At 72.5% G+C, this 14,652-nt stretch carries 12 protein-coding genes; 5 read left to right on the top strand and 7 right to left on the bottom strand.

Annotated elements, in window-relative coordinates:
• Positions 1–145 precede the first annotated feature (145 nt).
• The 4 genes from AC07DU_RS24215 to AC07DU_RS24200 all read right to left on the bottom strand — a co-directional run bounded on the left by AC07DU_RS24215 (position 146) and on the right by AC07DU_RS24200 (position 3,546).
• Entirely contained in the window at positions 146–1,039 is an 894-nt protein-coding gene (locus AC07DU_RS24215) for an amino acid ABC transporter permease (RefSeq protein WP_479032476.1), read from the bottom strand.
• Positions 1,036–1,710 (bottom strand): amino acid ABC transporter permease, encoded by a 675-nt coding sequence (locus AC07DU_RS24210; protein ID WP_453285987.1) that lies wholly within the window; start codon positions 1,708–1,710, stop codon positions 1,036–1,038. Before AC07DU_RS24210 ends, AC07DU_RS24215 begins: the two co-directional genes overlap by 4 nt.
• Before the next feature lie 83 nt (positions 1,711–1,793).
• Positions 1,794–2,642: a glutamate ABC transporter substrate-binding protein gene (locus AC07DU_RS24205; RefSeq protein ID WP_479113526.1), complete on the bottom strand. Its 849-nt coding sequence runs from the start codon at positions 2,640–2,642 to the stop codon at positions 1,794–1,796.
• Between the two features lie 118 nt (positions 2,643–2,760).
• A complete protein-coding gene (locus AC07DU_RS24200) occupies positions 2,761–3,546 on the bottom strand; it encodes an amino acid ABC transporter ATP-binding protein (RefSeq protein WP_360892566.1) in 786 nt (261 codons plus the stop codon).
• Between the two features lie 326 nt (positions 3,547–3,872).
• Between AC07DU_RS24200 and AC07DU_RS24195 the strand changes: the two genes are divergently transcribed.
• Positions 3,873–4,583 carry a response regulator transcription factor gene (locus AC07DU_RS24195; RefSeq protein ID WP_479032469.1) on the top strand — a complete coding sequence of 237 codons (711 nt, stop codon included), beginning with the start codon at positions 3,873–3,875 and terminating at the stop codon, positions 4,581–4,583.
• Between the two features lie 12 nt (positions 4,584–4,595).
• Entirely contained in the window at positions 4,596–6,008 is a 1,413-nt protein-coding gene (locus AC07DU_RS24190) for a sensor histidine kinase (RefSeq protein WP_479032467.1), read from the top strand.
• Between the two features lie 13 nt (positions 6,009–6,021).
• Here the strand turns inward: AC07DU_RS24190 and AC07DU_RS24185 are convergent, their stop codons facing one another.
• Together AC07DU_RS24185 and AC07DU_RS24180 are read right to left on the bottom strand one after the other, a co-directional pair.
• The gene (locus AC07DU_RS24185; protein ID WP_479113524.1) at positions 6,022–8,163 is read right to left on the bottom strand and encodes an endo-beta-N-acetylglucosaminidase; all 2,142 of its coding nucleotides are present in this window, start codon (positions 8,161–8,163) and stop codon (positions 6,022–6,024) included.
• Between the two features lie 44 nt (positions 8,164–8,207).
• A complete protein-coding gene (locus AC07DU_RS24180; protein ID WP_479113522.1) occupies positions 8,208–9,461 on the bottom strand; it encodes a glycoside hydrolase 5 family protein in 1,254 nt (417 codons plus the stop codon).
• Between the two features lie 334 nt (positions 9,462–9,795).
• On the opposite strand from AC07DU_RS24180, the gene AC07DU_RS24175 reads away from it, so the two are divergent.
• Positions 9,796–10,857, top strand: coding sequence for a LacI family DNA-binding transcriptional regulator (locus tag AC07DU_RS24175; protein ID WP_479113520.1), 1,062 nt, complete (start codon positions 9,796–9,798; stop codon positions 10,855–10,857).
• 21 nt (positions 10,858–10,878) lie between these two features.
• Positions 10,879–11,964 carry an ROK family protein gene (locus tag AC07DU_RS24170; protein ID WP_479032455.1) on the top strand — a complete coding sequence of 362 codons (1,086 nt, stop codon included), beginning with the start codon at positions 10,879–10,881 and terminating at the stop codon, positions 11,962–11,964.
• A gap of 3 nt (positions 11,965–11,967) precedes the next feature.
• Here AC07DU_RS24170 and AC07DU_RS24165 read toward each other — a convergent pair whose 3' ends face one another.
• A complete protein-coding gene (locus tag AC07DU_RS24165) occupies positions 11,968–12,963 on the bottom strand; it encodes a TAXI family TRAP transporter solute-binding subunit (protein ID WP_479113518.1) in 996 nt (331 codons plus the stop codon).
• A gap of 91 nt (positions 12,964–13,054) precedes the next feature.
• On the opposite strand from AC07DU_RS24165, the gene miaB reads away from it, so the two are divergent.
• A complete protein-coding gene (gene miaB / locus AC07DU_RS24160; RefSeq protein ID WP_360892546.1) occupies positions 13,055–14,572 on the top strand; it encodes a tRNA (N6-isopentenyl adenosine(37)-C2)-methylthiotransferase MiaB in 1,518 nt (505 codons plus the stop codon).
• The last annotated feature ends 80 nt before the right edge of the window (positions 14,573–14,652 follow it).

Here is a 14,652-nt window from a genome sequence, read left to right as displayed (position 1 = left end):
GGGTGGTGTGGTTTGGGGGTGGGGGGGGGGAAGCCCCCCAGCACCGTTTGTGCCTCTGGGGAGGGGGGGGGTGGGGGGTTCGGGGGGTGCCGCCTCTGTGCGAGGCGGCACCACTGCCGGAGTTCCCTGTCGTCGTCCCGTTGCGTCAGGGGGCCTTGCCCACGCCGGCCGCGCCGCCTGCGTCGACCTCCGCCACGTCACCGGCGACGACCGCGCCGGTGCCCTTCTTCGACTTCCGCAACCGGCCTTCCAGCCAGGAAGCGAGTGTGGTGAGGGCGAAGTTCACCGCGATGTACACCAATGCGATCGCGACCATGGTCGCGATGGTGTTGCTGTAGTTGGCGGAGATCTGCCGGTTCATCGACATCAGGTCGGGGAAGCCCAAGAAGGCGCCGCCGAGTGCCGTGTCCTTGAGGATCACCACAAGCTGGCTGACCAGCGCGGGCAGCATCGCCGTGACCGCCTGCGGCACGAGGACGTGCGCCATGACCTGGCCCTTGCGCATACCGATCGCCTTGGCCGCGTCGGTCTGGCCGCGGGGCAGCGAGAGGACGCCGGCCCGGACGATCTCGGCGATGACCGAGGCGTTGTACAGGACAAGACCGGTGACCACCGCGTACAGCGGTCGCACATCGGAGCTGACCGTGCCGAGCATGACGTACAGCGCGGAGCTGAAGATCATCAGGATCAGGACGGGGATGGCGCGGAAGAACTCCACGATCGCGCCGACCGGGACACGTACCCACGCATGGTCGGAGAGCCGGGCGATGCCGAGGAGTGCGCCGAGTGGCAGGGCGATGACCATGGCGATCACGCCGGCCTTGAGGGTCTCACCGAGGCCGGGCAGCAGGAACGTCGTCCAGATCTGGCTGTCAGTGATGAACGGAGACCACTTTTCGGCGTCGAGCTGGTTCTTCTCGGCCATGCGGCCGAGGATCCACCACAGGGCCAGCGCGACGAGCACCGCGAAGACGCCGGTGTAGATCCAGTTGCGAACCTTGGCCTTGGGGCCGGGGGTGTCGTACAGAACGGAGGTCATCGCTTCACCGCCACTCGCTTGGCCACCCAGCCCAGCAGCAGGCCGGTGGGCAGGGTCAGCAGGACGAAGCCGAGAGCGAAGACCGCGAAGACCGCGAAGAGCGCGTCCGCCTCGTTCTCAAGCATTTCCTTCATCAGCAGGGCCGCCTCGGCCACGCCGATGGTCGCCGCCACCGTGGTGTTCTTGGTGAGGGCGATCAGTACGTTCGTCAGCGGTCCGACGACCGCCCGGAAGGCCTGCGGGAGCACGATCAGGGTGAGCACCTGGAAGAAGCTCAGACCCAGCGCACGGGCGGCCTCGGCCTGGCCGACGGGCACCGTGTTGATGCCTGAGCGCAGCGCCTCACAGACGAATGTGCCCGTGTAGGCGATCAGGCCCAGGATTGCCAGGCGGAAACCGATCTCTTTGGAGGTACCGCCGGCGAGCGTGATGCCCAGGGTCTGGTCCAAGCCCAATGAGCAGCCGAGAACCAGCAGGGTCAGCGGCGTGTTGCGCACGACGTTGATGTACCCGGTGCCGAAGGCTCGCATCAGCGGGACCGGACTGACCCGCATTCCGGCCAGCATCAGGCCCCAGATCAGGGACCCGACCGCTGAGTAGAGGGTGAGCTGAACCGTCACCCAAAAGGCTCCGAGCACGTCGTACTGCCCGGAAGTAAGAAAGTCGAACACGTTGCCCTGCGCTCTCCCCAGGATGGCCGGTGAGGTGCGCCGCCGCCCGCGGCAGGCGGGCGGCGACGCTCCTCACCGATGAATCAGCTGCCTTCGGTGATCTGCGGGGCGGGCTCGGCCTTGTAGCCGGCGGGACCGAGGTTCGCGTCCACCGCCTTCTGCCAGGAGCCGTCCTCGACCATCTTCTTCAGCGCGGCGTTGACCTTGGTCTGGAGGTCCTTGTCGCCCTTTTTCAGACCGATGCCGTAGGGCTCGTCGCTCAGCTTCAGGCCGACCAGCTTGAACTTGCCCTTGTTCTTCTCCTGTGCCGCGTAGCCGGCCAGGATCGAGCCGTCGGTGGTCAGCGCGTCCACGGCCTTGTTCTCCAGGCCGGTGAGGCACTCGCTGTAGCCCGGGTACTCGCGCAGGTCGGCGTCGGGAGCAAGCTTGGTCTTGACGTTCTGCGCCGAGGTGGATCCGGCGACCGAGCACAGCTTCTTGCTGTTCAGATCGTCGGCCTTGGTGATCGAGTTGTCGTCGGCGCGGACCAGCAGGTCCTGGTGGGCCAGGAAGTACGGCCCGGCGAAGTCGACCTTGGCCTTGCGCTTTTCGTTGATGGTGTAGGTGGCGACGACCAGCTTCACGTCACCGTTCGCGAGCAGGTTCTCGCGCTCGGCGCTGACCGCCTGCTTGAACTCGATCTGGTCGGGCTCGTAGCCGAGCTCCTTGGCCACGTACGTGGCGACGTCGACGTCGAAGCCCGTGTACTTGCCGTCCGGGGTCTTCAGGCCCAGACCCGGCTGGTCGAACTTGATACCGACGACGATCTTGTCCTTGCCGCCACCGGTCGAGCCGGTGCCGCTGCTGTTGTCGCTGCTGCCGCCGCAGGCGGTCGCGGTCAGGGCAAGGGCGACGGCGACGGCCGCGGCCGCAGCGGCCTTGGAGATCTTCATGGTGAACTTCCCTCGGATGAGACGTTGTTGAACGACGAGCGACGCTTACGGCGCATGCACGGCCGACAGAAACGATTCCGGCGGTGATCCGCTTACGGATGACTACCAGACGAGACCCTCAGTGGTGCAGGATCTTCGACAGGAAGTCCTTGGCGCGGTCACTGCGCGGGTTGCTGAAGAACTGCTCGGGGGTGGCCTCTTCGACGATCTTTCCGTCGGCCATGAAGACGACCCGGTTGGCCGCGGAGCGGGCGAAGCCCATCTCGTGCGTGACGACCACCATCGTCATTCCCTCCCGGGCGAGCTGCTGCATGACCTCCAGCACCTCGTTGATCATTTCCGGGTCGAGAGCCGAGGTCGGCTCGTCGAACAGCATCACCTTCGGCTCCATGGCCAGCGCGCGGGCGATCGCCACGCGCTGCTGCTGGCCGCCGGAGAGCTGCGCCGGGTACTTGTCGGCCTGAGAGGCGACGCCCACCCGCTCCAGCAGGGCCACCGCCTTCGCGTGGGCGGCGGCCGAGTCGGTCTTGCGGACCTTGAGCTGGCCCAGCATGACGTTCTGCAGCACCGTCTTGTGCGCGAAGAGGTTGAACGACTGGAAGACCATGCCGACGTCGGCGCGCAGCCGGGCCAGCTCCCTGCCCTCCGAGGGCAGTTCCTTGCCGTCGAGCGTGATGGTGCCCGAGTCGATCGTCTCCAGCCGGTTGATGGTCCGGCACAGCGTGGACTTGCCCGACCCCGAGGGGCCGATCACCACGACCACCTCACCGCGGGCAATGCTCAGATCGATGTCCTGAAGCACGTGCAGCGCGCCGAAGTGCTTGTTGACGTTGCTCAGTACGACCAGGTCGTCCGCGGTACCGGCCGCGTCCTGTACGTCCTTGGTCACTGATACTCCGCTCATCGGCTTCTAGCTCCGTCCTCCTCGGTTGGGAGGACAGTAGTGACGAGATGCGCACAGCGTCATCACATCTGAGGGAGAATTGAGCATAACGATCCGGCTTCCCCCGGATACGCTCCGTACGCGGTGCGGCGTGGTCGACTATGAACGTGTACCGGGTCCATAACGGAAAGCGCGCCGGAGCGGAACCCGCTTGACGTGGCAGTCCGCATCGGCGTGGATGCAGGGTGGCCCTGCTCGGGCAGCCGCGGAGCGCGCCCGACGAGTGGGCCGGCCGGACGGCCGAGAACCACGACAGCACCAGAGCGAGAAGGGGAGAGGGGGACGACATGAGACTGCTGCTCGTCGAGGACGACGACCACGTCGCCGCCGCCCTGTCCGCGATCCTCGCGCGGCACGGCTTCCAGGTCACCCACGCCCGCAGCGGCGAAGAGGCCCTGCAGGCGCTGCTTCCCGCCGGCGCCCCGCCCAGTGCCGCCTCGCCCTACGGGGTGATCCTGCTCGACCTCGGCCTGCCCGACCAGGACGGCTACGAGGTGTGCGGCAGGATCCGCAAGCGCACCGCCACCCCCGTGATCATGGTGACCGCGCGGGCCGACGTGCGCTCCCGCATCCACGGCCTGAACATGGGCGCCGACGACTACGTCACCAAGCCGTACGACACCGGCGAACTCCTCGCCCGCATCCACGCGGTCGCCCGGCGCACCGGCGCCTCCGAGGAGGCGGCCAGCGGTACGTCCGACACGGTCCGCCTCGGCCCCGTCAGCATCGAGCTGCCCACCCGCCGGGTCAGCGTGGACGGCACCGACGTACCGCTCACCCGCAAGGAGTTCGACCTGCTGGCCCTGCTCGCGCAGCGGCCCGGCGTCGTCTTCCGCCGCGAACAGATCATCAGTGAGGTGTGGCGCACCAGCTGGGAGGGGACCGGGCGGACCCTGGAGGTCCACGTCGCCTCGCTGCGCTCCAAGCTGCGCATGCCCGCCCTCATCGAGACCGTCCGCGGGGTGGGCTACCGGCTCGTCGCCCCGGCGGCCCCCTAGGGGCCCTCCGCCGTGCGCGCCCGCCTGCTCCCCCTCCTCGTCGTCCTGATGGCGGGCACGCTGCTCGCACTCGGCTTCCCGCTCGCCGTGAGCCTGGCCGCCGGACAGCAGCAGCGCGTGGTGGTCGACCGCATCGACGACACCGCCCGCTTCGCCGCCCTCGCCCAGTTCGTCATCGACGCCGAGGGCTCCGGATCCACCGGCGCCGGCGAGCGCCGCGAGATGCTCCAGCTCGAACTCGCCCGCTACCAGGAGCTGTACGGCATCCGCGTCGGCATCTTCCTGCGCGACGACAACGCCATGGCCCGGTCCCCCAGCTGGTGGGAGCTCCCCCAGGCGGGAGAGGGCCGCCGCGCCTTCGAGGAGGCGCTGGCCGGGCGGCGCAGCCACGATCCGCCGCAGGTGTGGCCGTGGCAGACCCACGGCAGGCTGCTCGTCGCCTCGCCGGTCGTCCTCGACGGCGACGTGGTCGCGGTCGTCGCCACCGAATCGCCGACCGACCTCATGCGCGGCCGGATCCTGCAGGGCTGGCTGCTCATCGCGGGCGGGCTCTCCGCCGCGATGCTGGTCGCCTTCGGCGCCGCACTGCGGCTCACCAGCTGGGTGCTCAAGCCCGTGCGGACCCTGGACGCGGCCGCCCACGGCATCGCCACCGGGCGGATGAACTCGCGCGTCGCCGCCGCCGGTGGGCCGCCGGAACTCCAGCGCCTGGCCGCTTCGTTCAACGAGATGGCCGACAACGTCGAAGAGGTGCTGGAGCAGCAGCGGGCGTTCGTCGCCGACGCCTCCCACCAGCTGCGCAACCCGCTCGCCGCGCTGCTCCTGCGCATCGAGCTGCTCGCCCTCGAACTGCCCGAGGGGAACGCGGAGATCGCCTCCGTCCGCACCGAGGGCAAGCGCCTGACCCAGGTCCTGGACGACCTGCTGGACCTGGCGCTGGCCGAGCACGCCTCCGCCGAGATCAGCCTCACCGACATCGGGGCGCTGGCCGACGAACGGGTCGCGGCCTGGCGGCCGTACGCCGAGGAGAAGGGCGTACGGCTCACCCGGACGGGCCGCGCCGCCGCCACCGGCTGGGCCGACCCCATCGCCCTGTCCAGCGCGCTCGACGCCGTCATCGACAACGCCCTGAAGTTCACTCCGACGGGCGAGGAGGTCGAGGTGTCGGTCTCCGCGTCCGGGCGCAGCGTCCAGGTGGTCGTCGCCGACCGCGGTCCCGGCCTCACCCAGGACGAGCTGCTCCGCGTCGGCGACCGGTTCTGGCGCAGCGGCCGCCACCAGAACGTCAAGGGCTCCGGCCTCGGCCTGTCGATCTCCCGTGCGCTGCTCGCCGCGGGCGGCGGGTCCCTCTCGTACGAGACGAACCCGCCGCACGGGCTGCGGGTGACGGTGGCCGTGCCGCGCACCGAACCCCACGGGCCCTGACCGCTCCGGGCCGCTACCAGGCGAGGCGGGCGCGGGCCGGGGCCGAGAGGGCGTACAGCTCGTCGACGGCCCGCACCTCGAAGACGGCCTCGCGTTCCCGCCCGGCGCGCGCGACGGCGGGGAGGTAGAGCGCGGCCGCGCAGGTGCCGCCGAGGAAGCGGCGGGTGCCGTCGGGAAGGACGCGGGACACCTCGTAGTGCCGGACCGGCCCGGCCGCCCGCCGCCACGACAGCCGCAGCCAGGCCAGGTCCTCGCGCCGGGCCGAGGCGGCCACGGCCAGGGCCAGGGGCGGGGCGGGGCGGCGGGTGCGGGTCTCGTCGCGCACCGACAGGGCCCCCAGCCGCCACGCCACCGGCTCGCCGCCGAGCGCGGTGATCCGTACGGCCAAGGCGTACGCGGTGCGCCCCGCCAGGGACGCGAGGCCGGCCCGCGCCCTGTCCCAGCCCCGCCCGGTATCGGCGCCCATGGGCGTGGTCTTGAGCCAGGTGTACGGCACCGGCTCGCCGGGGGCGTCGGGCTCGCGGGTGGCCACCCCGACCTCCACCGCGACCGGGCCCGACGCGGTGGCGTGGACCAGCTCCACGACCGTACGGCGGGTCAGCGGCAGCCGCGTGCAGTGCAGGCCGATGACCGCGGGAGCGGTCAGGGCGCCCGCGACGAGCAGACTGGAGCCGCCGCGCCAGGCGTCCGCGAAGTCCAGGCCGACGTGCGGGCGCCGCCCGGCGGTGTCCACGGCCCAGCGGCGGCCCGGGAGCCGGTCCTGGAGGCCGAGGTGGTTCCACGGCGCGTCGGAGACGACTTCGCCCTCCTCGTGCCAGCGCAGCCCGTGCCCGGTGTTGAAGGAGCAGGCGAAGGGCAGCCCGGCCACGGTGGACCGGTCGGGGACGGCGGTGGCGGGGGCCCGCCAGCGGGACTCCGGCGCGGGCCGGGCCGGGTCCAGGGACTCACCCGTCCAGAACCGGTCGTCCGCGCGGTGGAAGGCGCCGGGGGAGCGGTCGGTGAGGTGGTTGCGGGTCCACTCGGGCCGGTAGAAGCCGTAGCTGACGACGTGGCCCCGGTCCCGCGGGACGATCGCGTCCCAGCGGACCGCCGAATCCCAGCCGTGGGACTCGGTGTCCACGGCCGCCCACAGCTCGTGCCGGGAGCGGCCCAGCCGGTCGGCGAGCGCGCCCGAGGCGGCCAGGGTGTCCGGGGTCCAGCGGAAGTCCACGAACACGCTGTCCGCGACCTTCCCGGTCCGGTCTTCGAAGAACTCCTGGTTGAGCGCGTTGAGGGCGCCCTGCCAGCCCACCCGGCCGGTGCAGTTCATGGCGTCGTACCAGGTGATCCGCAGGCCGTGCGGGGCGCCCGCCGCCCGCAGGGCCCGCAGGAACTCCCGCATCCGGGTGGCGAGCGCGCTGTCCCCTCCGTCCGTCTCGGCGTTGACGAACCAGCCGTCGAATCCGTATGTCCGAGCCACCCGCACGAGCCTGTCGGCGATCGGGAAGCCGCCGTCGGCGTCCCGTTGGACCAGGTCGCGCGTCCACTGGAGGTCGCCGCCGTAGGCGACGGGCGGCAGGAACACGTTGCCCAGCACCCGCACCCCGTGACGGTGCGCCGCGTCGACCACGGGCGCGTTCGGGGCGAGCACGATCCCCTCGCCGGCGGAGCCGCCCCAGAAGACGAGCTCGTCGATGTACGCCCAGTGCGTGAGCGCGTAGTAGTCGGCCGTCGCCGAGCCCTGGGCCGGATTGCCGGCGGTGGGGCCGAAGGAGACGAGGGAGGCGATCCGGGCCTGGCCGGCGCGGGCGTCCCGGTTCGCCGGGACCGGCGTGAACCGCTGCGCCAGGGGCACGGTCGCGGTGTTGTGGGCGAGGTCGGGGTCGCTCTCGGGAGTCCACTGCTTGAGCGAGCGCCACACGATCCCGGCGCCGGGGGTCCCCTGCGGGAGGGAGTCCGGGAACCAGTAGGAGGCGTACGGGGCCAGGTCGGCCGGGGTCGCGGGGGTGGGCGCGGCCTGCGCGGCGGAGGCGGGCGGGACGAGGCCGGGCGCGCCCAGCAGGGCGGCGGCCCCGGCACCGGCCCCGGCGGCCAGCACCGTACGCCGGGCCGGTGGCCGTATCGCGGTCGAAGGGTGCGGGGTACGAGCGTCGACGCCGTCGTCGTTCTCGGACATGCGGGCTCCTGCGGAGGAGAGGCGGTCGGGACGGGTGGCCTGGTTCAGCTGACGTCGTGCACGCGCAGCACCTCCGTGATGCCGCGCGCGGCAAGGTGCGCCGGGTCCTCGGCGAGCTCGGCCAGGACCACCGCGGGCCGGACCCCGTCCGCGGTGAGCGCCGCCCAGGCCTCGAAGAACGCGCCGCCCGGAGCGCACACCGACCGGCCGGGCGCCTCCTCGGCCGGCCCCACGTCCACCGCCAGCGCGGTGGACCGTACGGCGGGCCGGTGCGCGCGCCCCCGCCACTCCTCGGCGATCCGGGCGACGGCGGCGCCCGCCGGCTTGGTCCGGCGGTCGTTGGTGAGCAGGCCGAGGCCGTACTCCAGCGCCGGGAAGTCCGCGAGCTCCCGGGACACGTCATGCGAGCACCACCAGGTCACGCCCCACAGGTCCGGGCAGTCCAGGGCCGCCGCGAGCGTGGCCTCGGTGAACCGGACCGCGTGCCGAGGCCCGATCAGCGGCGCCGGGACGCCGACCTCCTGGAGCCACACCGGGCGGTGCGGGTCCGCGGCCCAGGCCTTGGAGAGCTCGATCAGATACGCGGCGTGGTGCTCGGTGGCCGTCCCGGCCGGGCCGTGGCGCTGCGCGGTGCCGTTGAACACCCAGGAGTGCACGGCAGTGGCCGCACCCAGCCGGGCCGCCTGGGCCGGGGTGAAGGGGTGCCCGTCCTGGTACCAGGCGGCGTCGTACTCGGCGTGTACGTGGAACCGTCCGGGCGCACCCCGCTCGCACGCGGCGAGCATCCGGCCCAGCCAGCGGGCGGCCTGGTCCCGCGTGACCGGCTCGGGGTCGGGGTGCGGGGTGCCGGAGAACTGGTTGATCTCGTTGCCCACCGTCATGCCCAGGAAGTTGGGCCGGCCGGTGAGGGCCGCGGCCAGCGTGCCCAGGTACGCCTCCTGTCCGGCGACCACGTCCGGGGCGGTGAAGATGTTGCGCCGGTGCCAGGTCCGGGTCCAGGCGGGGAGGAAGTCGAAGCTCGACAGGTGCCCCTGCAACCCGTCCACGGCGACGTCCAGTCCGCGTTCGGCGGCCGCGTCGACGAGCGCGACGAGCTGTTCGACGGCGCGCGGCCGGATCAGGGTCCGGTTCGGCTGGAAGAGCGGCCACAGCGGGAAGACGCGGACGTGGTCCAGCCCGAGGGCGGCGATCGAGTCGAGGTCGGCCCTGACCTCGTCGAGGTCGAAGTCCAGCCAGTGGTGGAACCAGCCGCGGGTCGGCGTGTAGTTGGCACCGAAGCGGAGCGCGTCAACGGGCACAGGACGTCCTGGAGTTCTGGGGCTCTGGAGGAATGCACCGGGCGGGCACAACCTGCCGGGGCGCCCGGGGAAAGTCAACAGGGCCTCCAGCGCACCTACTTATGCGCTTCAGTCCAGTTGACACAAGGGTTCTTCCCGTCAGATGCTGCGTGACTAATGCGCTTTAGCCGTGCCGTGCGCCTTCGCAGAGAAGTGCAGGGAAATGCGGGAAGCCCAGGGAAAGGGGCAGCGGAATTTTGGCCGCGGGGAGCCGCGGGTGGCCGCTCCGAGCTGGCGCCGGATCACGTACGGTCCGGCCGTCGCAGTCCGCATCGAAGGATGAATGAGGCAGGCCATGGCCCGCAGACCCACCATCAAGGACATCGCCCGTCGGGCGGGGGTGTCGCAGAGCGCCGTGTCCTTCGCGCTCAACGACCGGCCGGGCGTCTCGCAGGACACCCGGGCCCGGATCCGCCGCGTCGCCGAGGAACTCGGCTGGCAGCCCAACAGCGCGGCCCGCGCCCTGTCCGGCGAACGCTCCGGAGCGGTGGGGCTCGTCCTCGCCCGGCCCGCGCACACCCTGGGCGTCGAGTCCTTCTTCCTCCAGCTCGTCTCCGGCATCCAGGAGGTGCTCTCGGCCGCCCGAACCGCGCTGCTGTTCCAGGTCGTCGAGGACATCGACGCCGAGTGCGCGCTCTACCGCCGCTGGTGGGCGGAGCGGCGGGTGGACGGCGTGCTGGTCGTCGATCCCCGGACCCAGGACCCCCGCCCGGCACTCCTCGGACAGCTGGGCCTGCCCGCGGTCAGCGTCGGCGAGTGCGCGGCCTCCCCGGACCCGGCCCTCTCCGCGGACCCGGCCCTCTCCGCGGTGCGGGCCGACGACGCCGGGGCCATGGTCCAGGTCCTGGACCACCTGTACGGGCTGGGCCACCGCCGGATCGTCCACGTCGCCGGGCTGCCCGGCCTCGCCCACACGGCCCGCCGCAGGGAGTCCCTGCGCACCGAGGCCGCACGGCGCGGGCTCGGCCCCGACCGGGTGCGCTCGGTGGTCACCGACTACTCCGACGCCGAGGGCGCCGCGGCCACCCGCCGGGTCCTGGCCGAGCCGCAGCCGCCCACCGCGCTCGTCTACGACAACGACGTGATGGCCGTAGCGGGCAGCGCGGTCGCCGCCGAGCTCGGCATCCCCGTGCCGGGCCGGCTGTCGATCGTGGCCTGGGACGACTCCGCGCTCTGCCGGGTCACCCACCCCCGCCTCACCGCCCTGGTGCGCGACACCGCGGGCTTCGGACGGCTCGCCGCCGAGGAACTCCTCGCCGTCCTCGCGGGAAGCCCCGCCGGGGTCCGCACGAGCGAGCGGCCGCGACTGGAGCCTCGCGAGAGCACGGCGCCGCCCCCGGCGCATACTGAATCCTGAACCCCTCCTGGAGCCGCCACCGTGATCACCCCCACCGCCCCGTTCCCCGCACCCCGGGCCGTCGCCGCGCCCGCCGGCCTGACGGTGGCGATCGACATCGGCGGTACGAAGATCGCGGGTGCGCTGGTGCACCCCGACGGCACGATGACGGCCACGACCCGCCGCCCGACTCCCCGCGGGGTGGACGCGGACGCGGTCATGGCCGCCGTCGGGGAGGTCGTCGCCGACCTGGCGGCCTCACCGCTGTGGCCTTCGGCGGTCCGCTGCGGGATCGGCAGCGCCGGCCCGGTGGACACCTCGCGGGGCACGGTCAGCCCGGTGAACATCGGCGCGTGGCGGGCCTTTCCGGTCCAGGAGCGGGTCGCGGCGGAGCTCGCCGCGCACGGGGCCGAGCTGCCGACCGTGCTGGCCGGTGACGGCGTGGCGATGACCGCGGCCGAGCACTGGCTGGGCGCGGCCCGGGGCCATGCGAACGCGCTCTGCATGGTGGTCTCCACGGGCGTCGGAGGCGGCCTCATCCTGAACAACCAGCTCCACCCGGGCCCCACGGGCAACGCCGGGCACATCGGCCACATCAGCGTGGCCTTCGACGGCGAAGGCGAACCGTGCGCCTGCGGCGGCCGCGGCTGCGTCGAGTCGATCGCCTCCGGCACGGCGATCGCCCGCTGGGCCCTGGCCCAGGGCTGGACCCCGGCGCCGGGACCGGAGGGCTCCGGCAACGGCCGTACCCCCGACAGCGCCCGGACCCCCGCCGCAGCCCGCAACCCCTCCGGCACGCGGGACGCGACCGCCGCGGGCGTGGCCGCGGCGGCCAGCGCCGGCGACCCGATCGCCCTCGCCGCCTTCGACCGCGCGGGCCGCGCCCTCGCCGCCGCCATCGCGGCCACCGCCACCCTCGTCGAGACGGACATCGCGGTCATCGGCGGCGGGGTCGCCGCCGCCGGCGACACCCTCTTCACCCCGATCCGCACCCACCTCGCGGACTACGCCAGGCTCTCCTTCGTCGAGGAGCTCCGGGTGGTACCGGCCACCCTGGGCACCGACGCGGGACTGATCGGGGCGGCCGCGGCGGCGACGATGCTGCTGGCGCACACCCCTTCGTCGTGACCGTCAGGGCTTGACGGACCGGTAGTACCGGCGCGCGCCCTCGTGCAGGTCCAGCGGCTGGGTGTAGATCGCCGTCCGCAGGTCGACCAGCTGCGCGGCGTGCACCTCGCGCCCGACGCGGTCGCGGCTGAGGATCACCGTCCGCGTGAGCAGCTCCGTCAGCCCGGCGTCGGTCCCCTCGGTGGTCACCAGCAGGTTCGGCACGGCCACGGTCGTCACGGCGCTGGTGTTGCGCGCCCGCGCGTACGCGTCCTGCGGCATCACCGCCGTGCGGTAGTAGCCCGCGGCGCTGCCGCCCCGCTGCAGCGGCTCCACCAGGTCGCCGAGCTGCACGAGCCGGATCTGGAACCGCTCCGACAGCTCGCGCACCGCGTTGGTGGGCAGCCCGCCCGACCAGAAGAACGCGTCGATCCGGCCCGCCTCCAGCTCGCCCGGCATGGTGTCGATGCCGATGGAGACCGGCGTGATGTCCAGGGTCGGGTCCAGTCCGGCCGCGACCAGCAGCCGCTCGGAGACGAGCCGCACCCCGGATCCCGGCTGCCCGATGGCGACCCGCTTGCCCCGCAGGTCACGCGCCGACTGCACCGGGGACCCGGCCGCCGCCACCAGCTGCACGTAGTCGTCGTAGAGCCGGGCGCAGCCGCGCAGCCGCTCCGCGCCGGGCTTCTTGTCGTGCTGGTACTGGGCGACCGCGTCCGCCGTCGCCACCGTGAAGTCGGCCTCCCCCGAGGCGACCCGCTGCAGGTTCTCCCGCGAGCCCTCACTCGTCTTCAGCCGTACGTCCACCCCGGGCACGTCCCGCTTGAGCGCCTGCTCCAGCAGCTGTCCGTACCGGTGGTAGACCCCGGTCCGCGCCCCGGTGCTGAAGGTCAGCTCGCCCCGCAGCTCCTGGTCCCCGAAGGGCCCCAGCCACCAGGTCAGCAGACCGAGCAGGGCGAGTACGGCCGCCAGGACCCGCAGGGCGTGGCGCCTGCTGACACGGGGCGGTACGAGAGGCATGGCCGCGATCCTGCCACCCGCCCGCCGTCCTGTCACGGCGTGAGCCGCCCGGGGGACCGGAGGCCTTCCGCGCACCGCCTACCCTTGTTGCATGACCAGCAGCGACCGGAGCCAGGCAGTGGACGTGAAGCGAAGCTACGAGGTGCGCACCTACGGGTGCCAGATGAACGTGCACGACTCGGAGCGGCTCTCCGGTCTGCTGGAGGACGCCGGCTACGTCCGGGCGCCCGAGGGCTCCGACGGCGACGCCGACGTCGTGGTCTTCAACACCTGCGCCGTCCGCGAGAACGCCGACAACAAGCTGTACGGCAACCTCGGCCGGCTCGCCCCGATGAAGACCAAGCGCCCCGGCATGCAGATCGCCGTCGGCGGCTGCCTCGCGCAGAAGGACCGCGACACGATCGTCAAGAAGGCCCCCTGGGTCGACGTCGTCTTCGGTACGCACAACATCGGCAAGCTCCCCGTGCTGCTGGAGCGCGCCCGCGTGCAGGAGGAGGCGCAGGTCGAGATCGCCGAGTCGCTGGAGGCGTTCCCCTCGACGCTGCCGACCCGCCGCGAGTCCGCGTACGCCGCCTGGGTCTCCATCTCCGTCGGCTGCAACAACACCTGCACCTTCTGCATCGTCCCGGCGCTGCGCGGCAAGGAGGAGGACCGCCGCCCCGGCGACATCCTCGCCGAGGTGGAGGCCCTGGTCGCCGAGGGTGTTTCCGAGATCACCCTGCTCGGCCAGAACGTGAACGCGTACGGCTCCGACCTGGGCGACCGCGAGGCCTTCAGCAAGCTGCTGCGCGCCTGCGGCCAGATCGAGGGCCTGGAGCGGGTCCGCTTCACCTCCCCGCACCCGCGCGACTTCACGGACGACGTGATCGCGGCGATGGCCGAGACCCCGAACGTGATGCCGCAGCTGCACATGCCGCTGCAGTCCGGCTCGGACCCGATCCTCAAGGCGATGCGCCGCTCGTACCGCCAGGAGCGCTTCCTCGGCATCATCGAGAAGGTCCGCGCGGCGATCCCGCACGCCGCGATCTCCACCGACATCATCATCGGCTTCCCCGGCGAGACCGAGGAGGACTTCCAGCAGACCATGCACGTGGTGCGCGAGGCCCGCTTCGCGAACGCCTTCACCTTCCAGTACTCCAAGCGCCCCGGCACCCCCGCGGCCGACATGGACGGGCAGATCCCCAAGGAGGTCGTGCAGGACCGCTACATGCGCCTGGTCGCCCTCCAGGAGGAGATCTCCTGGGAGGAGAACAAGAAGCAGGTCGGCCGCACCCTGGAGGTCATGGTCGCGGAGGGCGAGGGCCGCAAGGACGGCGCCACGCACCGCCTGTCCGGCCGGGCCCCGGACAACCGCCTGGTCCACTTCACGAAGCCGCAGGCGCAGGTCCGACCGGGTGACGTGGTCACCGTGGACATCACCTACGCCGCCCCGCACCACCTGCTGGCCGAGGGCCCGACCCTGACCGTACGCCGCACCCGCGCCGGTGACGCCTGGGAGAAGCGCAACGCCGCCCCGGCCCAGCCCGCCGGTGTCATGCTCGGCATCCCGACGCTGGGCGTCCCGGCCCCCCTGCCGGCGACGACCTCGGGCTGCGCGGCGCCCCGGTAACCCGGCCGCACGCATGCGGCCGGGCGCGGGGGCGTCCTCGAGCGCCGTGGCCCCCTCGCCCGCGGCGCGCTGGCGTTAGG

Source organism: Streptomyces sp. NPDC045695 (assembly GCF_056432025.1).
This window is presented reverse-complemented; position numbering and strand designations above follow the sequence as displayed.